At 45.7% G+C, this 24292-nt stretch carries 18 protein-coding genes; 13 read left to right on the forward strand and 5 right to left on the reverse strand.

Features of this window, described 5'->3' with window-relative positions; translation table 11 throughout:
- The first annotated feature begins 1356 nt into the window (after nucleotides 1-1356).
- Nucleotides 1357-2022 carry an ABC transporter ATP-binding protein gene (locus IEY13_RS26120; protein ID WP_188958012.1) on the forward strand — a complete coding sequence of 222 codons (666 nt, stop codon included), beginning with the start codon at nucleotides 1357-1359 and terminating at the stop codon, nucleotides 2020-2022.
- Between the two features lie 24 nt (nucleotides 2023-2046).
- Entirely contained in the window at nucleotides 2047-3492 is a 1446-nt protein-coding gene (locus IEY13_RS26125) for a TolC family protein (protein WP_188958014.1), read from the forward strand.
- A 4-nt stretch (nucleotides 3493-3496) separates the two neighbouring features.
- Here the strand turns inward: IEY13_RS26125 and IEY13_RS26130 are convergent, their stop codons facing one another.
- A complete protein-coding gene (locus tag IEY13_RS26130) occupies nucleotides 3497-4951 on the reverse strand; it encodes an isocitrate/isopropylmalate family dehydrogenase (protein WP_188958016.1) in 1455 nt (484 codons plus the stop codon).
- Nucleotides 4952-5049: 98 nt separating this feature from the next.
- On the opposite strand from IEY13_RS26130, the gene apaG reads away from it, so the two are divergent.
- Nucleotides 5050-5436 carry a Co2+/Mg2+ efflux facilitator ApaG/CorD gene (apaG, locus tag IEY13_RS26135; protein ID WP_188958018.1) on the forward strand — a complete coding sequence of 129 codons (387 nt, stop codon included), beginning with the start codon at nucleotides 5050-5052 and terminating at the stop codon, nucleotides 5434-5436.
- 51 nt (nucleotides 5437-5487) lie between these two features.
- Here apaG and gldB read toward each other — a convergent pair whose 3' ends face one another.
- A complete protein-coding gene (gene gldB / locus IEY13_RS26140) occupies nucleotides 5488-6510 on the reverse strand; it encodes a gliding motility lipoprotein GldB (RefSeq protein WP_229688026.1) in 1023 nt (340 codons plus the stop codon).
- Between the two features lie 42 nt (nucleotides 6511-6552).
- Here gldB and IEY13_RS26145 point away from each other — a divergent pair, with 42 nt between their 5' ends.
- Together IEY13_RS26145 and IEY13_RS26150 are read left to right on the forward strand one after the other, a co-directional pair.
- The gene (locus tag IEY13_RS26145; RefSeq protein ID WP_188958020.1) at nucleotides 6553-8235 is read left to right on the forward strand and encodes an NAD+ synthase; all 1683 of its coding nucleotides are present in this window, start codon (nucleotides 6553-6555) and stop codon (nucleotides 8233-8235) included.
- A gap of 55 nt (nucleotides 8236-8290) precedes the next feature.
- Entirely contained in the window at nucleotides 8291-9463 is a 1173-nt protein-coding gene (locus IEY13_RS26150; RefSeq protein WP_188958022.1) for a TlpA disulfide reductase family protein, read from the forward strand.
- A gap of 71 nt (nucleotides 9464-9534) precedes the next feature.
- Here IEY13_RS26150 and IEY13_RS26155 read toward each other — a convergent pair whose 3' ends face one another.
- Both IEY13_RS26155 and IEY13_RS26160 read right to left on the reverse strand, forming a co-directional pair.
- Nucleotides 9535-10374, reverse strand: a complete 840-nt coding sequence (locus IEY13_RS26155) for a universal stress protein (RefSeq protein ID WP_188958024.1) — start codon at nucleotides 10372-10374, stop codon at nucleotides 9535-9537.
- A 67-nt stretch (nucleotides 10375-10441) separates the two neighbouring features.
- Complete coding sequence (locus tag IEY13_RS26160) at nucleotides 10442-11617, reverse strand: thiolase family protein (protein WP_188958026.1); 1176 nt, start codon at nucleotides 11615-11617, stop codon at nucleotides 10442-10444.
- Nucleotides 11618-11730: 113 nt separating this feature from the next.
- Between IEY13_RS26160 and IEY13_RS26165 the strand changes: the two genes are divergently transcribed.
- Entirely contained in the window at nucleotides 11731-12783 is a 1053-nt protein-coding gene (locus IEY13_RS26165) for a quinone-dependent dihydroorotate dehydrogenase (protein WP_229688027.1), read from the forward strand.
- A gap of 143 nt (nucleotides 12784-12926) precedes the next feature.
- Here IEY13_RS26165 and IEY13_RS26170 read toward each other — a convergent pair whose 3' ends face one another.
- The gene (locus tag IEY13_RS26170; RefSeq protein WP_188958028.1) at nucleotides 12927-15983 is read right to left on the reverse strand and encodes an AsmA-like C-terminal region-containing protein; all 3057 of its coding nucleotides are present in this window, start codon (nucleotides 15981-15983) and stop codon (nucleotides 12927-12929) included.
- A gap of 112 nt (nucleotides 15984-16095) precedes the next feature.
- On the opposite strand from IEY13_RS26170, the gene IEY13_RS26175 reads away from it, so the two are divergent.
- The 7 genes from IEY13_RS26175 to IEY13_RS26205 all read left to right on the forward strand — a co-directional run bounded on the left by IEY13_RS26175 (nucleotide 16096) and on the right by IEY13_RS26205 (nucleotide 24143).
- A complete protein-coding gene (locus tag IEY13_RS26175; RefSeq protein WP_188958030.1) occupies nucleotides 16096-16872 on the forward strand; it encodes a TerC family protein in 777 nt (258 codons plus the stop codon).
- 20 nt (nucleotides 16873-16892) lie between these two features.
- A complete protein-coding gene (locus IEY13_RS26180; RefSeq protein WP_188958032.1) occupies nucleotides 16893-18086 on the forward strand; it encodes a carbamoyl phosphate synthase preATP-grasp domain-containing protein in 1194 nt (397 codons plus the stop codon).
- 462 nt (nucleotides 18087-18548) lie between these two features.
- Nucleotides 18549-19928: a DNA repair protein RadA gene (radA, locus tag IEY13_RS26185; protein ID WP_188958034.1), complete on the forward strand. Its 1380-nt coding sequence runs from the start codon at nucleotides 18549-18551 to the stop codon at nucleotides 19926-19928.
- Between the two features lie 178 nt (nucleotides 19929-20106).
- Nucleotides 20107-20649 (forward strand): ComF family protein, encoded by a 543-nt coding sequence (locus tag IEY13_RS26190; protein ID WP_188958036.1) that lies wholly within the window; start codon nucleotides 20107-20109, stop codon nucleotides 20647-20649.
- 65 nt (nucleotides 20650-20714) lie between these two features.
- A complete protein-coding gene (locus IEY13_RS26195; protein WP_229688028.1) occupies nucleotides 20715-21263 on the forward strand; it encodes a glutathione peroxidase in 549 nt (182 codons plus the stop codon).
- A 56-nt stretch (nucleotides 21264-21319) separates the two neighbouring features.
- The gene (locus tag IEY13_RS26200) at nucleotides 21320-22549 is read left to right on the forward strand and encodes a DNA polymerase III subunit (protein WP_188958040.1); all 1230 of its coding nucleotides are present in this window, start codon (nucleotides 21320-21322) and stop codon (nucleotides 22547-22549) included.
- Between the two features lie 142 nt (nucleotides 22550-22691).
- Complete coding sequence (locus tag IEY13_RS26205) at nucleotides 22692-24143, forward strand: PSP1 domain-containing protein (protein ID WP_229688029.1); 1452 nt, start codon at nucleotides 22692-22694, stop codon at nucleotides 24141-24143.
- The last annotated feature ends 149 nt before the right edge of the window (nucleotides 24144-24292 follow it).

Below are 24292 nucleotides of genomic sequence, written 5' to 3' on the forward strand. Positions count from 1 at the left end.
TTGATTTTCATCTGTGATTTGGTTGATAATAAGGTTGTGAACCTTCAGGCCGTATGCCGTTATCATTTGTAGTTAAAGAGCTTTTCTTTTCCCTTTTGACTTTTTACTTTCAATCGGGTTGCAAAGGTAAGCGTTTTATTTTCAATCTTCCAAAAGTTTTTCAGAATTATTTTTGATGTTTCTTCTGACTAACTTTCTGATTTTCAATACTTTTTAAGAGCTGTTCCGTTTTTGAAGCGGGTTGCAAAGGTAGCAGTTTTTAAACTTCAGTTCCAAATTTATTTTCAGATTTTTGAACGTTTTTATTCCTGACTGTCAACCTTTTAAAGAGCTTCCGTTTTCGTTGAACGGGCGGCAAAGATAAGAGGATTTTATTCCCCGCCAAATATATTTGAAATGTCTGCGGAAAACTTTTCAGTGCAGACGGTAGTTTACTCAATGAAGAGTGATTCAGCACTAGCAAAAAGCACTTTAGTGCTTACGGATTTTCCGTAAGTGCTGACGGATTTCTCGTCAGTGCTGACGGATTTCTCGTCAGCGCTAACGGATTTCTCGTCAGTGCTGACGGATTTCTCGTCAGCGCTAACGGATTTCTCGTCAGCGCTAACGGATTTCTCGTCAGCGCTAACGGATTTCTCGTCAGCGCTAACGGATTTCTCGTCAGCGCTAACGGATTTCTCGTCAGCGCTAACGGATTTCTCGTCAGCGCTGACGGATTTCTCGTCAGTGATAACGGATTTCTCGTCAGTGCTGACGGATTTCTCGTCAGCGCTAACGGATTTCTCGTCAGCGCTAACGGATTTTCTGTAAGTGCTGACGGATTTCCCGTTAGCGCTGAGAACTTTTCCCTAAGCAACCAGGTATTTCCCCTAAGCACTTAGTACTTTTTTTTCAGCAACCAGGATTTTCCTCTAAGTGCTTAGCACTTTTCCCTCAGTAACCAGGATTTTCTCCTAAGCGCTTAAAACCTTTACCTCAGCAATCAGAAATTACTCTTTAGTAATCTAATGGCTTCTTCCCTCCTGATGAATCCTCCGCAGCACTGACTCCTTTTTTGCTGGTAACAAAAGTTCCACCGACATCTCCAACTCCCGGTCACACAGCTGATGCATACATTATATATCGGAAGTTACATATGGCATACATGGCTTATGGAAAACAATATTTGTGTGGATAGTAATATATTGAGTGCTGAAAAACAGCAACTGCTATAAGGATATGCACTGCATACATGCCGCTGTATCAAATAGATACAAAAGCTGTATCGAAAGCGAACAACCAGAGCAGCTATGTATTCCTAACCAAAACAGAACCAATCACTTATTCAATTGGCACATTTCTATAAACCTAAGAATCATGATTAAGTTACAGCACGTTTCCAAATGGGTAAATACCGGCTCAACCCGTACGTTTTTACTGAAAGATGTAAGTCTGGATATTGCAGAAGGTGAGTTTGTTTCTATTATGGGGCCTTCCGGTTCCGGCAAATCTACCCTCCTCAACGTAATTGGCATGCTGGATCAATTTGATGAAGGCCAATATGCCTTTCTGGATCAGCCCGTTCACCAGCTGAAAGAAAAACAACGCACCGCTTTATATAAACAATATATCGGTTTTGTATTTCAGGCCTACCACCTCATTGACGAACTAACAGTGTACGAGAACATAGAAACCCCGTTATTATACCAGAATGTAAAAACGGCCGAGCGGAAGGCCATCGTGGCTGATACGCTGGACAAATTTCAGATCGTGGGCAAAAAAGACCTGTTCCCTTCACAGCTGTCAGGCGGCCAGCAACAACTGGTGGGCATTGCCCGGGCACTGGTAGCCAGACCCAAACTGTTACTGGCAGATGAACCTACCGGCAACCTCAACTCTAAACAGGGCGAAGAAATTATGGAGTTGTTCAGCAAACTGAATAAAGAAGAAGGTGTAACCATTATACAGGTAACCCATTCAGAAAAGAACGCCGGCTACGGATCACGCATTATTAACCTGCTCGACGGCAGAATTGAATCATAATCCCATCAGAAAGTATTTGTTACCATGAGTATCCGACGCAGTACTGTTATCCTCTCCTCCTTTCTATCACTTTACTGCGGTATTGTTACCGCACAGGCTTCGGGCGATACCGGCAGGCTGTCGCTTCAGCAGTGCGTGGAAATTGCCATAAAAAACAATGCAGATGTGCAGCGGAAAGGATTACAGAGAGAATCTGCCCATCTGAACTGGACGCAGTCTAAAGAATACCTGCTGCCTACTTTAAATGCAGATGCCTATCACGGCAGCAATCAGGGCCGCAGTATTAACCCTTATACCAACACGTATATTGATCAGCAGCTTACATATGCCAACTACAGCGTTTACTCCAACCTCACGCTGTTTCAGGGGCTGAGCCTGCAAAATGCCATTAAACAAAACAGGCAGAACTTCAATGCCGCCTCTTACGAAGAACAGCAGCAGAAGGAGTTGTTAACGCTAAACGTGATTATGGCCTACCTGCAGGTACTGACCAATGAAGATTTGCTGGCTCTTTCTTATCAGCAGCAGGAAGTAAGTACGCGGCAGGTGGAGCGGCTGGATATACGCAATGCCGACAGTGCTGCTGACCCTAAGGAATTGTATGACTTAAAAGGCCAGTTAGCCAATGATCAGTTATCCGTGGTAAATACGCAGAACAGCCTGGAAAACGCACGGCTAAGTCTGGCGCAGCTAATGAATATTCCTTACACCCCACTCCTGGCCTTTCAGCGCATGAGTACGGGCAGTAACAGCCAGCTGTTGTACGACGCCAGTGCAGCAGAGGTTTTTAAAAATGCCGAAGCCAACCTGGCTATGGTAAAAGCAGCCGATCTGCGAAAAGCCAGTGCCGAAACTGCCATTCAGGTACAAAAAGGAAGGGGATATCCTACCGTGTTTTTAAATGGAAGCCTTGCCACCAACTACTCCAGCGCCGGTACACTTCAAAACCTGGTAAGAACCACAGAAGCAGCAGGCAACAGCTATGTAGATTATAACGGCACCAAACTGCCCGTAATAGAGCAATACAACGAATACAAAGCTTCCAGAATACCTTACGGTACACAATTGAACAATAACCTGAATAACAGCATCAGTATAGGTGTAACTATTCCCATTCTCAACAGCTTCCAGAACAAAAACCGGATAGCACAAGCCAGAATTACGGCAAAAGACGCGGCTATTACTGCCAATACCGTACGTATACAGTTACAACAAAGTGTGGAGCAGGCTTATTTTAACATGACGGCCGCCCAAAACAAATACAAGGTATTACAACAGCAACTGGCTGCTTTTAAAGAGAGTTTCCGCGTAGCAGAGGTAAAGTTTAATGCAGGGGCAATTAACTCGGTAGATTATGTGGTAGCCAAAAACAACTACGACCGGTCTAACATAAATATGGTAGTAGCCGGGTATGATCTGCTGATACGGATCAAATTACTCGACTACTACCAGGGAAAACCTTTATGGTAACAGCTTACTGACCTTGTGCCAGGCTGTACGCTTTTTTATCTCCAAAGGTGTTGAGAAGCTCCAGGGAACATACTCTGAAATCACCACTCAGGCTTACATATAAACCTATAACGTCCTGTTGGTTTAAAGCATGTTCATCAATGCTTTCAAAACGGACGTTATACTGGTTTACCAGGTTGGTAAACTTAGAACCGGTAGGCCATACCTGGGTACCACGGTTGCTGATGTTTACCAGCTTGAATTTTACACCAGCATGACGCAGACACTTATCTGCTATCTCCTGCGGTTGCAGGTTGCTTTCGATAAACAGATCCACCCCGTTGATTTTTTCAGACACATGGGTTTCACTTTCCATCATCGCATTCTTAGACAGGTTGAATACCGTACAGCTGATGGCATGATCTGCCATATCCGGCTTTGGATTGTGCTCAGGCTTTTTACCAAAGTTTTTTACAACAGCATTCGCAAATTCAACGGTATTCATAGCAGGTTTGCTACGATCGCCAAAGTCACCGGTTCTTACACCGCTTTCCAGCGTATACAGTAAAGCGTTCTCAATCATGTTGGCTTTATCATATAAACCTACGTGCTGTAATAAAGAGAAACCACTCAGCAGTAACGCTGTAGGGTTAGCAATACCCTTACCGGCAATATCCGGAGCAGTACCGTGCACCGCTTCAAAAATGCTGATATGATCGCCTACGTTGGCAGAAGGGGCAAAACCTAAACCACCTACCAGACCGGCACAAAGATCACTCACAATATCACCCTGCAGGTTGGTAAGTACCACCACATCAAATGTATCAGGACGGGTAACCAGTTTCATACACAGGTCATCCACAATTACATCATCTGCTTTCAGGTCAGGATAGTTCTTGGCTACTTCATAAAAGCACTCCAGAAACAAACCATCGGTCAGCTTCATAATGTTGGCTTTGTGTCCGCAGGTAATGCGGCGTGCGCCTTTTTTGCTGGCCATTTCAAAAGCGTACTTTATTACCTGCATGCTACCGGGGCGGGTAATAAAACGGCGGCTTAAAGCCACATCGGGTGTAAGCATGTGCTCCACACCACCATAAGTATCTTCAATATTCTCACGAACAATAGTAACATCAATAGGAATACCTGCTTTACTAAACACAGTATCTACACCATGCAGTGTTTGAAACACCCTTTTGTTGGCGTAAGTATTCCATGTTTTACGCGCAGTAACGTTAATGCTTTTAACCCCCTTACCTTTAGGGGTTTCCATTGGTCCTTTAAACAGGATACCCAGATTTTCAATAGTTTGCTGCGCCTCAGAGGTCATGCCATTGCTAAACCCTTTGTCAAACACCCATTTTCCCATGTCTACAAACTCGTATTCCAGGGGCACCTGTGCTGCCTGAAAAATAGAAAGAACGGCATCCATTATTTCCGGTCCAATACCATCGCCCTTTGCCACCGCAATCTTTGTCATCGTGATTCAGTTTTAAGTTGTAAAATTAATTGGAAAGCGGTGCGAAGGTACACCAATTAACTTTTTTCCTTATTTTTATACAGAGCAAGAATTTATCCATGATATCCAAAATTTCCGAGGGTGTACAAATAAGTGTGGAAACTTTTTACCAGGATGAATACAGTCACCCGGTAAACAGTGAATACATGTTCGCCTACCGTATCACTATAGAGAACCATAACCACTTTTCCGTTAAGCTGTTGCGTCGTCATTGGTTTATATACGACAGTAACGGCCAGAACCGCGAAGTAGAAGGAGAAGGCGTAGTTGGTATGCAACCCGTATTAGAACCTGGCAAGCAATTTCAATATGTAAGTGGCTGTAATCTGAAAACAGAAATAGGTCGTATGCAGGGCACTTACCTGATGGAAAATCTGAATTCCCTGAGCACTTTCATTGTTAAGATTCCTCCTTTTCAAATGGTAGCCCCGTTTAAAAACAACTAAACGTCAGGGGCTCTTTTTTACATTTAACGAAACTATAACCTTTCAGCACTATTAGCGGGGCTTGTACTTGGCCTCGTCAAATATTTGTTTGGCCGGAGTGTCCATCAACTGCTTAGGACTGGCTTCTGTATGTTTTTCCATCCACTTCTTTACAATCTGCCAGCCTACAAACTGGCCTATATATCCGGGAGAATCTTCACCCAGTACCGTTGTTTTAGGACCATCATTTATATAATCCCTCGTTTGCAGGGGATCAGTAATATATAACAGATCATTACGTACAAAATAGTTCCAGATCAACGCTTCATTCTTATAACAACCATCCAGCTGCGCCTGCGTATATCCTGTTTTCACACTATCAGCACTGGCTGGCAACAGCAGGTCCAGTATATATAAGCGCTTACCCAGCTCCACCATCTGCTCAATCAGCGGGCGGCTGCCATTACCCGAAGGAAAACAATCTTCCACCAGGTTACGCATACAGTTTACCGGTATATAAGCAGCTTCAAAACGGCGGCTCTGATAAGCAGGATATACCTCACGCAGATAATCGGAGTAATATAAAGGAAAGTCTTTTCCCAGGTTCAGCTGTAAACCCACTGCCATACCGGAAGCTGTAAGCACATTACTGTACCCTTCCATAGGCCCCACAAAGCAAATCATCTTCTCCGGCAGCTTATAAGCCGGAAAATAATGATGCATCAGCTTCATACCCTGCAGCACTTCTTTCTCCACCGCCTTTGTATCCGGAAAATGTTTTTGTACAGAATCATAAACAGGACGATAGTCGTGCATAAATAATTTCACCTTCGCAGGCACGCTATCCGGTTGCGGTTCCAGCCCCAGTATGTTAAACAGATAATCGTTTACAAACGTTCCGTATTTAGCCTGCAGGCTATCCAGCGAAGCCACCATATGCAGGGTATCCATAGTAAACAAATCCCTGTCGAACCGCTGCACTTCAAAAGCAAGCGATATTCCCGATACATCAGGCACTTTTTTCTGGGGGGAAGAGCAGGCCATTACACCTGCCAGCAAACCGGAGAGGATCCGGTAACGAACCGTGAACTTCATACCGGCGAAGATAATGGTTTGCTTACTTCTTATCTTTATGCTATGAAAATCGTTCTCGCACAGCAGAATTACCACATTGGCAATTTCGAAAGTAATACCCGGAAAATTATAGAAGGTATAGAACAGGCGAAAGCGCAGGGTGCTGACCTGGTGGTATTTAGTGAAATGAGCATCTGCGGCTATCCCGCACGTGACTTTGTAGAGTTTACAGATTTTATAGACAAATGCTATGAAGCCGTAAACACCATTGCCGCACATGCAGATGGCATAGGCGTGCTGGTAGGCTCCCCCGCACACAACCCCGTAAAAGGCGGTAAAAGCCTTTTTAACGCAGCCTTTATGCTGTACGATAAAAAGATTCAGGCAGAGGTGCATAAAACCCTGTTGCCTACCTACGATGTGTTTGATGAGAACCGGTATTTTGAACCGGCCTACAACTGGCAGGTAATTCCTTTTAAAGGGAAAAAGCTGGCGGTAACGGTGTGTGAGGATATCTGGAACCTGGGCGATAGCGTGTTGTACCGCGTTTGCCCGATGGACCAGCTGATGGAACAGCAGCCGGATGTAATGATTAACCTCAGCGCCTCCCCTTTCGACTATACACATGATGAAGACCGTAAAGCCATTGTGAAAGCCAATGTACTCAAATACGGTATTCCTATGTTTTACTGCAACGCAGTAGGCAGCCAAACGGAAATTGTGTTCGATGGCGGCTCTCTCATCTTTGATAAACAAGGTAACTTATGCAAAGCATTGCCTGCATTTGAAGAAGCGATAGATGGCGCAGTACTGAACGATGATGGCAGCATAGACGCTCCCATACTGGAACCGGCCCTGCGCCTGCCCAACCGGGTTTTGAATCCTGAAACCCTGCAGCCCACGCTAAACATAGCACAGATATATCAGGCACTGGTAATGGGCATACGCGATTACTTTTCTAAAATGGGCTTTACCAAAGCCATCCTGGGCAGCTCCGGCGGTATAGACTCTGCTGTTACCCTGGCACTGGCCTGCGAAGCACTGGGCAGGGAAAATGTAAGAGCTATTCTTATGCCCTCTCCTTACTCTACAGAACACTCGGTAAATGATGCCGTAGCATTAAGCGGGCACCTGGGCAATCCTTACGACATTGTACGTATCAATGATATTTACCAGTCGTTTCTGGATACCCTGGCTCCCATATTCAACAACCTGCCTTTTTCGCTGGCAGAAGAAAATATGCAGAGCAGAACCCGCGGCAATCTGCTCATGGCCATTTCCAACAAGTTTGGTTATATACTGCTCAATACCTCTAACAAAAGTGAATTAAGCACCGGCTACGGCACGCTGTATGGCGATATGGCGGGCGGTTTGGGTGTACTGGGCGATTGCTATAAACTGCAGGTGTATGAACTGGCCCGGTATATTAACCGCAACGGGGAAGTAATACCGGAAAACATTATTACCAAACCACCGAGCGCAGAGTTACGCCCTGACCAGAAAGACAGCGACAGCCTGCCGGATTATGAGGTACTGGACAGCATTCTTTACCAATATATTGAAATGCGGCAGGGCCCGGCAGAGATTATAGGGCAGGGATTTGACGCCGCACTAGTGAACAGGGTGTTAAAAATGGTAAACGTGAACGAGTACAAACGCAACCAGTTTTGCCCCATAATACGTGTATCACCCAAGGCTTTTGGTGTTGGCCGGCGTGTTCCCATTGTAGCAAAGTATTTATCCTGAGTAATTCAGTATAGTATTAAACCTTAATTTCAGTGTTCTAAAAAATCTAATAGCAATGAAAACAGCTTTATTGTGGGTATTGGCAGCGGCTCCGCTGAGTGTACTGGCCCAGGCTAAGCCTAAAACCAAAACCACCGCAGCTGCAGCAACTACTGCAACCAAATCGTATACTATTAACGGAGAATTGAAAAATATAGCAGAAGCGCCTGAAAAAGTGCTGATGCGTTATGCCAAAGACGGCCAGGGTGTTTTTGATACCGCTGTGGTTACCAACGGCAAATACACTTTTAAAGGCGTGGCAAATGCCCAGGCCCAGAGTGCTACGCTCATTGGCGGCCCCGTTACACCCCGTGGAGTAGATCCTAAGTTTATGGCCACCATTTTTCTGGAAGCAGGCGTACTTACCGTAACGCATGTGGATTCCTTTGCCAATGCACAGTTAAAAGGCGGGCCAGCCAATACTGCATGGAGCAAGCTGAGTGCAGAGCAACAGCCCTACAATGCACAGTTGCAGGCGCTGAGTGCCAGCTATCAGGCTGCTTACCAGGCGCAGGACGAAGCAAAGCTGAAAGAAATTGAAGCGCAATACGATGCAGTAGAAGAAAAAAACAAAGGCATAATGGAAGCTTACCTGAAAGCCAATCCAGGTTCTCCCATTGCTTTATATGTAATTCAACGCTGGATGCCTTACGACCTGGACATAGAGAAAATTGAGCCTATCTACAATCAGTTGTCTGCTGTAGCAAAAGCTTCTGCCCCTGGCCAGGCGTTAAAAACCAAGATTGACATGGCTAAGAAAACAGCTATCGGTCAGCCTGCTCCTGAGTTTACGATGAACGATACATTAGGTAATCCTGTAGCACTGTCTTCTTTTAAAGGCAAATATGTATTGATCGATTTCTGGGCAAGCTGGTGCGGTCCCTGTCGTAAAGAAAACCCCAACGTAGTAAAAGCTTTCAATACTTATAAGGATAAAAACTTCACCATTCTCGGCGTATCACTCGATAACCAGACCGGTAAAGAAAAATGGATGAAAGCTATTCATGATGATGGTTTAATCTGGACGCATGTATCTGACCTGCAATACTGGAACAACGCAGCAGCAAAAGAATACGGTGTACAGGCTATTCCTCAGAACTTTCTGGTAGATCCGCAAGGTAAAATTGCCGGCAAAAACCTGAGAGGTGAAGAACTGGAAAAGAAACTGGCTGAACTGCTGAAAAGCTAAACAGCATTTGATTACTAAAAAAGGGAAGCTGGCTATCAGCTTCCCTTTTTTATATCAGTATCGTTTAACTACTAGTCGTGTACAATCATCAAAGGCACGTGGCTGTGAAAGGCCAGCATTTTAGTGTGGTTACGGCGGAATAATCCATCAAACCAGCCATGCTTTTTGGGTATTGCCACAATCAGGTCTATCTCGTTTTCCATAGCGAAGTAGTTGATTGCTTCCGTAAAGTCCTCCGCCTCCAGAAAATGATATTCCGGCTTATGCCCTTTTGCCTGAAATAATGTATCCAGCATCAGGCCTTCGTAGTTGGCATCCTCCGGCAGGGGATCTTTATCACTGCTTACATTCAGTACAAACAATTTAGCCTTAGTGGCATCCAACAGGTCTGCAATCGGCTTTACAGGCGTGGTTTCCACCACCTGTTTAAAATCGCAGGCCAGCATTATCTCTTCAACAGGCGCATAATGGCATTCCGCAGGCACTATAATAACCGGAACATTGGTATGTTTGGCCACACTGGTAGTATTACTTCCAATCAGCACCTCGTCAATTTTACCGCCCCCGGTAATACCCATAATAATCAGATCTGCCTTTTCCTTCTCTACGATCTCCTGTATACCCTCTGTTAACGAATTAAATTCACATACCGCAGACACAGGAACAGAAGTGCTGTAAGTTTCCTTCAGATTGGTAACAAAATTATCCAACCCCGTCTGGCTAACCTTTCTGATATCTTCCAGGCTAAACATCTGCAGCGTGGGCATCATAGGGTCTACCGATACCGGCAACTCGTAAGTATGATAAAACACTACTCTCGCTGCTTTTACCGCCTCAGCAAACTGAAGCGCATATAATGCAGCATTCTTAGCAGTGGAAGAGAAATCTGTGGGAACCAGGATTGTTTGCATACATGAATCATTTTTGCGATAAAACTAGACGTGGAGGCCTATGCACACAATGACCAATATCATGCCATTAGATGTTCTCAATTATTCCTGCAATGCCCTGTCCACCGCCTACACAGGCTGTAACCAGGCCATACTTCTTATTCAGTCTTTTTAAATCATTTAATATCTGTACCGTCAGCTTACAACCCGTGCAACCCAGCGGATGCCCCAGTGCAATAGCACCACCATTAATGTTCACAATATCAGGGTTAATACCCAGCTCGCGGATTACCGCCAGCGACTGGGAAGCAAACGCCTCATTCAGTTCAACCAGATCAATATCACCCAGGCTCATATTCGCCTGCTTTAATACCTTAGGTACTGCTGCCACCGGGCCAACACCCATAATACGTGGATGCACACCGGCACTGGCGCAATTCACCAAACGTCCAATAGGTTGTAAACCCAGTTCGTTTACCATACGCTCACTCATCACAATTACAAAGGCAGCGCCATCACTTGTTTGTGAACTGTTGCCCGCCGTTACAGAACCTCCCAGGGCAAACACCGGTTTCAATTTGCCCAGTGCTTCCAGCGTAGTATCGGCCCGTACACCTTCATCGGTATCCACTACATAATTGCGCGTTTTCTTTTTACCGTTTTCATCTACATACACCTGCTCAACATTCACAGGCAGTATACCGCTTTGAAAGTATCCGTTTTGTATAGCATGCATGGCTTTTTCGTGCGAACGCAACGCAAAAGCATCCTGATCTTCACGGGATACCTTAAACTCTTTGGCTACCGCTTCAGCAGTAAGCCCCATGCTCAGGTAGTAATCAGGTTCATCTTTCGCTATAGAGTAGGCAGGTACCGTTTTCCATCCCGCAGTAGGTACCAGGCTCATGCTTTCTGTGCCACCGGCAATAATACATTCCGCCATACCGGTGCGTATTTTAGCGGTAGCAGTAGCAATGCTTTCCAGGCCGCTGGCGCAATACCGGTTAATGGTAATGCCTGCCACTTCAATACCCAATGCACGGGCTGCTATAATACGTCCAAACTGTAACCCCTGTTCCGCTTCGGGCACTGCGTTACCCACAATTACATCATCCACACGTTTGGGGTCTAACTGCGGCACAGTGGCCATCAATCCTTTAATCACTTCCACCGCCAGGTCATCAGGGCGATAAAAACGTAAACCACCTTTTTTGCTTTTACCAACGGCGGTTCTGAATCCGGCTACTATATAAGCTTCCTGCATGGTATATTGTTTCTACTTCAAATATAACATTATTCCCTAACAAGTTGTTTATGCAACTATGTTAATCCGGGGTGTAATTTGTGAATTGAGAACAGCAGATTTATCTTCGCGGCATGATTTACCCGCTATTAAGACAGTTGTTATTTAATCTCTCGCCCGAAAAGGCTCATTATTTCTCCATGAACCTGTTACGCAGCGGGTGCAGTGCAGGATTGATAAAAAAGATGGTGCAGAACAGTTTTGAACACAAAGACAGCCGCCTGGCAAAGAATGTGTTTGGACTGCAGTTTAAAAACCCGGTAGGTTTAGGAGCAGGTTTTGATAAAAATGCCGCCTACCTCAACGAACTGGAAGCACTGGGCTTTGGCTTTGTGGAAATAGGCACCGTTACCCCCAAAGCACAACCGGGAAACGAGCAGCCCCGCCTGTTTCGCCTGCCGGCAGATAAAGCGCTTATTAACCGCATGGGTTTTAACAATGATGGCGTGGAAGTAATTGCGGAAAGACTGGCTGCCTGGAAAAACAAACAGGCTGCAACTACCGGTGCGCCCCTGATTATAGGCGGCAACATTGGCAAAAACAAGGTAACTGCCAATGAAGATGCGTGGAAAGATTACGATAGCTGCTTCTCGCGCCTTTTTGATGTGGTGGATTATTTTGTAGTAAACGTTAGCTCGCCCAACACACCCGGCCTGCGCGAACTGCAGGAAAAAGATTCGTTGCGTAAAATTTTATCGCAACTGCAAAACAACAACCAGGGTAAAGCACAGCCTAAACCGCTGTTACTAAAAATAGCCCCCGACCTTACCAACGAGCAGTTGAATGATATTGCAGAACTGGCTGCAGAAGTAAAACTGAGCGGATTGGTAGCCAGCAATACCACCATCAACCGGCATAACCTGAGCGCTGTATCTAAAGAAGAAGGTGAAAAAATAGGCGCAGGCGGCTTAAGCGGAAAACCGGTTCGCTTACGTTCCACAGAAGTGGTACGCCACCTGGCACAGCAAACCCACCATCAGATACCCATTATTGCCAGCGGCGGCATTTTTACCGGAGCCGATGCCAAAGAAAAAATGGAAGCTGGCGCCACACTGGTACAGGTATGGACCGGCTTTATTTACGAGGGTCCGGCCATTACAAAAAATATATGTAAGGCTTTGCTGTAACAGCAGCTTTCAAAAGCTAAATAGAAGGTTAGCACGGCAACAGTTACCGCTCAATATAAACAGGCACAGGTTTCCGGCAAACTCCCATAAAGCAAGAGGCCGTATCGCAAAATGATATGGCCTCTTGCTTTATAAAAAGAAACCTATCCTTTCTTTTTAAACAATCCTTTAATTAACCCCTTACCGGTTTCCTCCAGCTTCTGTTTGGTATTCAGTGAGTCTTTGGTAGCAGTGGAATCTTTTTTGGCGCCCAGCAACTGATCTTTCAACGCATTACCAGCATCCTTAATCAGCTGATTTTTGGCACTGGCCACCGAGTCTTTCACAGCCTGCTTTGCAGCAGCCACCATGCTATCGGCTACCGCTTTCTTTTCCGCTGCAAAAGCATTCGCCTGCTGTTTCAGGTCTTCCGCCAAACTGGCTCCGGCAGAGGCCAGATCGGTACTAATGGTAGGTTTGGTAATAGTGCCCCCCATATTCACCTTCAGGTTAATTATTTCACCAGGCGTTATATTAATGCCTTTTGCACTGGCTTTTGCTGCCAGGCTATTCACCAGCTGATTGGCCTGTGTACCCAGCTTTTCGCGTGGCACTTTCATATTAATCACGTAGTCCAGGCTCTGATCCAGCCCGTGCATACCGCCTATCTCCATGCCAATATCCTTCACCTGTATGTTAAACGGCTTAATCAGTACCTTACCATTGGCAAATTCAAAATAGCTTTTAATATCTTTTACCGATACCTGTTGCAAATCGGAAATATTTAAAGTAGAAGCCAGCTTATCCAGCGGCGCAAACTTGCTTAGCGCTCCCTGTAACAACAACAACGTTCCATCTCCGGTAAGGCTGCTGAGGTCTGGCATCAGGTCAGCACCCAGCGCTCCTTTCATCTTCATTTGCGAGGTAAGCTTACCCGCCAGAAACTTACCCACCGGCATCAGCTTCTGCACCGTATTAAAGGCATAAAAGGTTTTCTGAATATCCAGGTTCTGTACATCATACGCCATAGTAACTGCAGGCTTCTTTTTGCTCTCCCTGGTGGAGTAAGAACCATTTAAGGCAATGGAGCCATCCAGCGCATTCATTTTTACATTACGTAATGCAACCGTTTCGTCCTTTATCTCCAGCGTACCGGCCACGTTGCTGTAGTCTACCTTATCATATTTAATGTTATCTGCACCCGCATTCAGCGTCATCTGAATATTGGCAGGCACCACAAACGGCTCGCCTGTAGCTGTTGCTGTATCGGCAGGGGCAGCAGCGGTAGTGCCCATCCATTTGTTCAGATCAATTTTATCGGCATGCACCTGCATTGTTCCTTTCAGTGGCTCGTTTTTCAGGGCATAGCCAAACAGATTATCAAAGCCGCCCGCAGCAGTAAAATTAGTTTGCATAAAGCTGCCCGCCACATTGCTTACTGCTACCCGTGCCGGGTTAAAAGTAAGTGTACCTGTTTTAAGTGCTACCCCGTCCGGATAATCTTTGGAGGTGTACAAAATGTTAGACGCCTGCACAGAACCAGCTGTTTGAATAGCATCGTACTTTTTGGCATCTACATAAGATTTGCGGCCTTTGCAGGATACATCTGCCTGCACCTGGCCTTTTAAAGCAGTACCCGGCTCAAAGGCATAAAACTGTCCAACGCTGGATAAGTCCAGTCCACCTTTGGCAGTCACTTCAAAATAAGGATCTGTTGCAGGGTTCTTCAGCAGCAGCGATAAATCGGCTTTATCCTTACCAACCTCTACGTGTGCAGGCGATACCACTACAGTAGTATGGTCAGGCACGCCATCGGGGTTAGAAAATACAATATGTGCGCTGGTATTCTGCACCGGCTGCGGAAAAGCCGGGGAAGCATAATACAGATTACTGATATCCACAAAACCAGAAGCATTAAAGCTGCCCGGCTTTTGCTGCGTAACTACTATGGCTTCCCCTTTTGCCTGCACATCGGCCTGCACGGTGCCAGACAGCTTAGTGCCTTTTTCCAGCTTTACAAAACGGGTAACACCTGCCAGATCCAGCCGGCCTTTGGCACCCGCATCAATGTATTGTGTGGTTAACGGCTTTTTAAACAACAAATGAAAATCGAAAGGGTCACTTCCAAACTCTATATGCGCTTTCGATATATCTACTACTGTGTTATCAGTAACCCCATCGGGGTTGGTCACCTTTACCGCCAGGTTAATATTCTTTACAGGAGCCGGCAAATCAGGGTATTGAAAAAAGCCATTGTCTACTTTCAGGTCCAGTGCATACGCGGGCATCTGTGCAGGGTTGTATATACCTTTCACAAAGCCACTCAGCGCAGCATTACCACTGGTTTTAACAGAGGCAAACTCGTTTTTATAAACAGCGGGTATCAGCGACAAATAGCTTTTAAAATCATTGGAAGGCGCATTAAACGCAATATCCATATTATAGGTGCTGTCGTTTACCAGCTGAAAAAAGCCTTTGGCAGCCAGCTTCAGATCATTTACCGCAATAGCATCGGTATTAAAAGTAAACTTATAGTCCTTCGCATTTACCTGTAGCGCCAGGTCAATAGCCGTTTTAGTATTCAGCAGGTAAGGAATACCTCCATAAGTAAAAGTAACCGCATCTGCTTCCGTTTGGGTATCCAGTGTAAAAAGGTCGGCAGTAAAGTCGCCACTACCCTCATGCGTAAGATGATTAATTTCCGCACTCATACCCGCCGGCTTATCCTCGTACCATATATAGCCATCGTTAATACTGTAATGCTGCAGTTTCATGTTAAACGAAGCCGTATCTGTAGTGGTAGTGGTATCTGCCGCTGCATCTGTTTTGGCAATGGCCCAGTTTGCCTTGCCCTCTTTGTTCACCAGCGCATGTATACGCGGGGAATTGATGTTAATGGAGTAAATGTTCATTTCCTTACCACGTATTACACTCCACAGGTTTAGCGCCACATCGGCCTCACGGGTGCTGATAAGGGTATCACCGGCAAACTCGTCTATACCGGTAATGTAAAAATCTTTCAGCGCCACAGAAGCACGCGGAAAATGACGCAGAAAAGACAGACTCACGTCTGAAAAATCTGCTTTTGCAGCAATGTTCTTATTCAGCTGCTCTTTAACAATGCGGATGATTTTGCCTTTGAACACAAAGGGCAGCGTAAACAATAAAACAAGCAACGCAAGCAGGCTGATGCCGCTGATTTTTAGTATTTTTTTCAACATGCACAAGGGGTTTGTTATCTTTCAAATGGGGTTACATCTGAAAGATAAGTGGCTTTTCTTTTATTCGAAACAATTTTTGAATCTTTGCCGTGTACCATACATTTTGTTTCACATGACTTCAATTTTTAGTACTGACAACATCGTCAGTTTTTTTGTGTTGGTTATTCTCGAAATAGTACTGGGAATAGACAACGTAATCTTCGTGAGTATTATTATGAATCGCCTCCCGAAGGAAAAACAACCCAAAGCCCGTTTATTATGGATGGTATTCGGCATTATTATGCGCAGTCTGTTGTTAATGGGCTTAAGCTGGTTGTTAAAGCAAAAAGGCATTGCCTTGTTCACCATTGCCGGTAAAGGGTTCGATCTGGCAAGCCTGGTTATGCTGGCAGGTGGTCTTTTCCTTATTTACAAAACCGTAAAGGAAATTCACCACAAGCTGGAAGGCGATGAAGAAGCCGAAGCAGCCGGTAACAAACCACAACTGGGCTTTGCAGCAGCCATTGTGCAGATTGTAGTAATTGACATGGTATTCAGCTTCGACAGTATTATTACTGCCGGCGGTACCGCTAAAGTGGTACAGGTAATGATTGCCGCAGTAGTAGTGGCTATGATTATCATGTTCCTGTTCAGCCCTGCCATTGCGGGTTTTATTTTCAAGCACCCCACTTTAAAAATGCTGGCGCTGAGTTTTCTGGTAATGATTGGCTTTGTTTTACTGGTGGAAGGTTGGAACAGCGAGGCTACGCACGAGCTGCACCTGAAAAACTATGTATACTTTGCCATGGCATTCTCATTCCTGGTAGAATTGTTAAATATGAAGATGCGGAAAGGGCAAAAATCGAAGCCTGTAGAACTGAAATCGCCACGACTCGATGAAAAACCCTAATTTCGCGCAATCTTTCGAAAATGAGCAATACACTTTCCTCCAACGAATCGAATCCGTCCGGTAAGAAAAAAATCATCGTATTAGGTAGTGGGCCGAACAGGATTGGCCAGGGAATTGAGTTTGACTATTGTTGTGTACATGGTCTGCTGGCGATTAAGGAAGCAGGTTATGAAGCCATCATGGTAAACTGTAACCCTGAAACAGTATCTACCGACTTTGATATTGCGGACAAGTTGTACTTTGAGCCCGTGTACTGGGAACATCTGTGGGAAATAATTGAGCTGGAAAAGCCTGAAGGGGTGATTGTACAGCTGGGTGGCCAGACGGCTTTAAAATTGGCTAAACGCCTGCACGAGAAAGGTATACGCATAATAGGTACATCTTATGACAATATGGATATTGCGGAAGACCGCGGCCGCTTCAGCGATCTGCTGAAGGAGCTGAATATTCCTTATCCACAGTATGGCACCGCTTACACTGCTGATGAAGCCATTGAAGTGGCCAATCAGGTAGGTTACCCGGTACTGGTACGCCCCAGCTACGTTTTGGGCGGACAGCGCATGCGTATTGTGATTAATGATGAGGAAGTGGAAAAAGCGGTAATCAGCCTGCTGAAACACATTCCGAACAACAAAATCCTGATCGACCATTTCCTGGATCGTTGCCAGGAGGCGGAAATTGACGGTATTTTTGACGGTACCGACTTCCACGTAATGGGTGTTATGGAGCATATTGAGCCTGCCGGTATTCACAGTGGCGATAGCAACGCGGTTTTACCAGCGTTCAACCTTACGCCAATGGAAGTAACCACCATGGAGTTTTATGCAGAAAAAATAGCACGCGCCCTGGATATTCGTGGTTTAATTAATATCCAATTCGCTGTAAAAGATGGTAATGTGTATGTAATTGAGGCTAACCCCCGTGCATCACGTACCACTCCGTTTATTGCGAAGGCTTACGGTATTCCTTACCTGAACATTGCCACCAAGGTAATGCTGGATGTAGCCAAACTGAAAGACTTTACCATGAAAAAGCAGCTGAAAGGCTACGCTATCAAGGAACCAGTGTTCAGTTTTGACAAGTTCCCGGGTGTAAACAAGGAGCTGGGACCTGAAATGAAGAGTACAGGTGAGGCCATCCGCTTTATTAAAGACCTGCGGGACCCTTATTTCCGCACTTTATACAAAGAAAGAAGCATGCACCTTAGCAAATAAGACACTAAAAAGCCCCGTTTTTAAAAAATCCGGGGCTTTTTTCTTTCTCATGTGCATTTCGCACCTGCGAACAATATTTTTGGTGCATCTGCTGCACCTTATCCCTAAACAGTTAAAGAGTTGTTAAGTAAATATAACCATTCAAACTGACAAATCGGAACTTTCTGCCTTTTTCGCCGTTTTAACACCCATATTCTCACCTCCGCAAGGCTAACACCTCTCAATAAATTACATTTATATTAATGTGTATACGGGGGCCTGACAGCATTGCCGTTAAAGTGCCATTATGCCACACTGGCTTGCGTTTCAGCGTTTCAAAAGTTTTCAACAAGGGTAAAAAATAATTTTGAATTGTGCCCCATTATTGTAATTTAGTGGCAGAATTTAATGGGTTAGTAAGTAAGAGGTCAGCAGCAATGCTGGCCTTTTTACTTGGCGGAAAGTCACCCTTATCTTTATGCCATGAGTAAAATAAAAACGGCATTTTTTTGCAGCAATTGTGGATATGAGAGTACCAAATGGCTGGGAAAATGTCCTTCCTGCAACCAGTGGAACACCTTTATAGAAGAGGTATTAGATAAAGGCAACAACAAAGCCGATAGCAACGACTGGAAAAACTATACTCCTAATCCACGCAAAAGCAAAACTATTGCACTCAGCCACGTAAGCAGCATTGAAGAAGAGCGGCTGGTAACTGCCGATGCAGAATTAAACCGTGTACTGGGTAGTGGCATTGTTCCCGGCAGCATTGTACTGGTAGCAGGTGAACCTGGTATAGGCAAGAGTACCCTGTTTTTACAAAGCGCCCTGCAAATGCCACAGGTGGTTACCTTATATATAAGTGGTGAAGAAAGCGAGCAGCAGATAAAAATGCGGGCCGACAGGCTGGGCATTCAGAATGAAAACTTCTACCTGCTTACCGAAGCTTCCACACAGGTAATATTCCAGGAGATTAAAAAACTGAAACCACAGCTGGTAGTGGTAGACTCTGTTCAAACTCTTCATTCTAACTTTATCGAATCATCTCCCGGCAGCATTTCGCAAATAAGGGAATGTGCTGCTGAGTTTCAGCGTTTTGCCAAAGAAACCAATACACCGGTTTTCCTCATAGGCCATATTACCAAAGACGGCAACATAGCAGGCCCTAAAATACTGGAGCATATGGTAGATACCGTGCTACAGTTTGAAGGCGACCGCAATTATACCTACCGCATTCTACGCACGCTTAAAAACCGCTTTGGCAGCACGGCAGAACTGGGTATTTATGAAATGATCTCATCCGGCATGCGTCCGGTAAGCAATCCCTCCGAAATACTCATTACCCATAAAGAAGATCAGTTAAGTGGCGGTGCTATTGCAGCTACCATGGAAGGGCTACGCCCACTTTTAATAGAAGTGCAGGCCCTGGTTACCCCCAGCGTATACGGCACCCCGCAACGTACCGTAAGCGGTTTTGATCTGCGCCGTCTGCAGTTGCTGCTGGCTGTACTGGAAAAACGCGGTGGCTTTCAGTTCGGGTTAAAAGATGTATTCCTCAATATAGCAGGTGGCCTGAAGGTGGAAGATCCTTCTACCGACCTTGCCGTTATCTGCGCCCTCCTCTCTTCTTATGAAGATGTGCCCGTTTCGCAACACATCTGTTTTGCCGGGGAAGTGGGGCTGAATGGTGAAATACGGGCAGTAAACCGTGTGGAGCAACGTATTGCCGAAGCAGAAAAACTGGGCTTTGAAAAAATTGTGGTATCCCGTTACAATAAAAAAGGCTGGGATTCTGCCAAAGGCTTCAATATAGAAGTAGTGCCCCTGGGCAAAGTAGAAGAAGTATACCAGATGTTATTCTAAAAAACAACTACTTATCCGTATCACTTTACAGCATATCGCCTCTTCTTTCCTGCACCTGTTTTACCCGCACACCTGCGCAGGTTGCGGCACAGATACCCTGCCGGATGATGGGGTGGTATGCGCCCATTGCTTTTCAGATCTTCCTGTAACCGGCTTTCTGCCGCATGCAGGCAATCCGGTGGAAAAATTGTTCTACGGGCGTGTACCCATAGCCGCTGCCGGCAGCTTGTATTACTTTACCCGTAATTCTCTGTTACAACGTATCATTTACCAGCTTAAATACCGTAACCATCCACCTACCGGCCTGTGGCTGGGCAGGTTACTGGGGCAGCAACTAAAAGAAAGCAAACGCTTCCAGCACGTTACAGTCATTCTGCCGGTTCCCCTGCATCCCCGCAAGGCACGCCAGCGGGGCTATAATCAATCCCTCATTATTGCACAGGGCATAGCAGAAGTATGCGGCTGGGAAATACTGGATCAGGTACTGCACCGTACTGTATTTACCGCCACCCAAACCCATCGCAACCGGGAAAACCGGATGCTGAACCTGCAGCAGGCTTTTACTGCAGACAGTAACGCCCTGGGCCATCACCGGCATGTATTGCTTATTGATGACGTTATTACCACAGGCGCCACACTGGAGGCCTGCGCGCTGGCTTTACAGCAGGCAGCCAGCATTTCGGTAAGCATTGCCACTGTAGGTTGTACCCCGCCCCGTTAACAACAGTTTATTTTTTCTATAGCGCCGAATGCTTCACCTTTGTTGCTACCATAAAAAATATGCTCATGAAATACGCAATATTTTGTCTCGCATTTATAGCTACCTGTTTTTCGGCGATCAGTAAAACGCCTGCTCCCAAATCTATTTATGATTTCAAAATAGAATCGCTCGATGGCGGCACTATCGACTTCTCTGCTTTCAAAGGCAAAAAAATACTGGTGGTAAATACTGCTTCCAAATGTGGTTTTACCAAACAGTACAAAGGCCTGGAAGCATTGTACGAATCGCATAAAGACAAACTGGTAATTGTAGGTTTTCCATCTGATAACTTTGGTGGTCAGGAATACCAGGACAACAATGCCATTAAAGACTTTTGCGAAAAAAACTTTGGCGTAACCTTCCCTTTAACTACCCGTGTAGACGTAAAAGGCGACAAAGCAACTCCTATATTCCAGTACCTGTGCAGCAAAACACAGAACGGCGTACTTGATGCTACCATTGGCTGGAACTTCAACAAGTTTATTATAGATGAAAAGGGCAGGTTGCTGGCACACTTCGACAGCAAAGTAACCCCGGACAGCCCTGAGCTGTTAAAATACATTGATGGCCAATAGGCCATCTTTATCCGCTTTTGATTTTTTGAGTACCGCTTAATTGATTTTGACAGGATATGCAGTTTGAGAAGGTGATAGGGCAGAAAGAGGTGAAACAACACCTGGTGGAAATGGTACAGCAAAACCGTTTAAGCCATGCTTTGCTGTTTTTAGGCAAAGAAGGCAGCGGTGTGCTGTCTCTGGCACTGGCTTTTGCGCAGTTTGTTACCTGCACCACACGTTCAGGCAAAAACAATACGCCCAAAGCAGAAGCCAGCCTTTCTATGTTTGGCGATCCGGAACCGGCTCCCGAACCAGCCGCTGCACCTGCTACCCATCTCACAGATTCCTGTGGTACCTGCCCGGCCTGCTTTAAGGCACAGAAACTGATGCACCCGGATATTCACTTTTCCTATCCCGTTATTCCTAAAAAAAGCGGCGACAAACCTACCAGCAGCGATTATGCTACCGAATGGCGCGAATTTGTTGCCAATAGCCCGTATGGTAACTCGTTCGACTGGCTGCAGTTTATAGGGGCAGAGAATAAACAGGGAAATATTACCTCTGATGAGTGTAATGATATTATCCGGAAGCTGAGTTTAAAAAGCTTTGAAAGCGAATACAAGATACTGGTAATGTGGATGCCCGAATATCTGGGCAAAGAAGGCAACAAACTGCTGAAACTGATTGAGGAGCCGCCGCCAAACACTTTGTTTGTGCTGGCAGCTGAAAACGAGGAACAAATTCTACCTACTATATTAAGCCGCTGCCAGCTGGTAAAAGTGCCTTTACTGGAAACAGCCGATATTGAACAGGCGCTGATTGAAAAATCCAATGCCCCTGCACAAACCGCCCGGCAAACAGCCGGTATTGCAGAGGGCAATTACCGCGAAGCCTTACAACTGTTACAGCATGCCGGCGACGACTGGCAAACCATGTTACGGGAATGGCTGAACGCTGCCCTTAAAGGCGGACCACAGGCGCAGGTAAAATGGATTGAAGACATTGCAAAGCAGGGACGTGAAAAGCAGAAACAGTTTCTGCGCTATTTTAACCACCTGTTGGAGCAAAGTATACGCATACGCGTAATGGGGGCCGACAGAATTCTGCTGCCCGACCAGGAAAAAGACTTTGCCCAGCGCCTGAATAAAATAGCATCCGTAAGTCAGCAACAAACGTTGATTGAGGAGCTGGATAAGGCTGCTTACTATGTAGAACGCAATGCAAACGCCAAAATGTTGTTCCACGCCCTCACCATTAAGCTCTACCACATTATTCAGGATAAAGCGCTATTTTTGACAGAATAGACATTAAAATTATCACTAATAATATCGAAATCAACAATATATGGGATGTGGATCATGTGGAACGGGCAAACCGGGCGGCTGTAAAAGCCACGGTAGCTGCGGCACAGGGAGTTGTAATAGAATGAATGTTCACGACTGGCTTATGAACCTCCCTTTCAGCGATCCTGAAAGCAGTTGTAAAGTAATAGAAGTCACTTTTAATAAAGGTAGCCGCAAAGAGTTTTTCAGGAACAGCACATTACAATACTTCGAAAAGGGCGCTTACGTAACCGTAGAAGGTGTAAGCGGTTTTGACGTGGGCGAAGTAAGCCTTACGGGTGAACTGGTTCGTCTGCAGTTGAAAAAAAGAGGGGTAGACGAGTTTAACCCCGAAATGAAAAGGGTGCTCCGTAACCCCAGCGAAAAGGATGTAGAGTTATTTCAGCATAATAAAAGCCGCGAGCAACAGGTATTAATGCGTAGCCGTGCTATTGCCCGCCAGCTGAACATACAAATGAAATTAAGTGAGGTGGAAATTCAGGCTGATGGGAAAAAAGCCACCTTCTTCTATACCGCAGATGACCGGGTAGACTTCCGCGAAATGATTAAAATATACGCGGGTGAGTTTAAAGTAAAGGTAGAAATGCGGCAGATAGGCATTCGCCAGGAAGCAGCAAAAGTAGGCGGCATTGGCAGCTGCGGACGTGAATTATGTTGCAGCACCTGGCTTACCGATTTTAAAAGCGTTACTACCACCGCAGCAAGGTATCAGAACCTGAGTATTAACCAAACCAAATTAAGTGGCCAGTGCGGCCGTTTAAAATGTTGTCTTAACTACGAGCTGGATACCTACCTGGATGCGCTTCAGCAATTTCCGGATAATGCAGACTCGCTGGATACTACACGTGGTACTGCCCACCTGATTAAAAAAGATATTTTTAAAAACCTGATGTGGTATGTGCTGCCCGAAAGCAACAAGCAGTATCCTTTAACCATTCAGCGTGTAAAAGAAATTAAGCGTTTAAATTCCCGTGGCGAAAAGGCAGATGAGTTGCAGGCAGTAGAACTGGTAGCTACTACTACCAAAACCAAGGAAATTGAACCACAGTTTGTGGATGTGGTAGGTCAGATAAGCCTGCGCAGCCTGGAACGTGGCAGCAAACGCCGCAAAGATAAAGATCGCGAACAGCGCCAGGAACAACGCCGTGGTAACGAGCGTGAGCAGCGTGGCGGCAGCGATCAGCAACAGCGCAATCAGCCCAGACAAGGCGGCGGTGGCGACAATAACCGTGAACAAAAAGGCGGTCAGCAACAAAATCAGGGCAAACAACAACAGCAGCAACGTCAGCAAAGGCCGCCTCAGCAACAGCAGGGACAAGGCAGGCAGGGCGGTGGTCAGCAACAAGGTGGCGGCCAGCAGGGCAGACAGGGTGGAAACCAACAGGCAAAAGCCGGTCAGCAACCAGGCGGCCAGCAGCAGTCTGGCCAGCAGCAAGGAGGCGGAGGCAGAAACCAACGCCATCAGCAAAGGCCCAGAAACGATAATAACAACAATAACAATCAACGTCCGCCACAGCAGAAACCTCCACAGGATCCGCCTCCGGCAACGTCATAAATAAACCAGCTTTTTGTAGCGCCGGTCCCTGAGCCGGCGTTTTTATTTTACCCATGTTAACAATCCCATAACGATTATATTTAATGTAACACGTTGGAGTAGAAACACTTAGTGTATTTGGCACGGTCTTGGTTTTCCTGAAATTAATT

Source organism: Filimonas zeae (genome assembly GCF_014641615.1).
Lineage (GTDB): Bacteria > Bacteroidota > Bacteroidia > Chitinophagales > Chitinophagaceae > Filimonas > Filimonas zeae.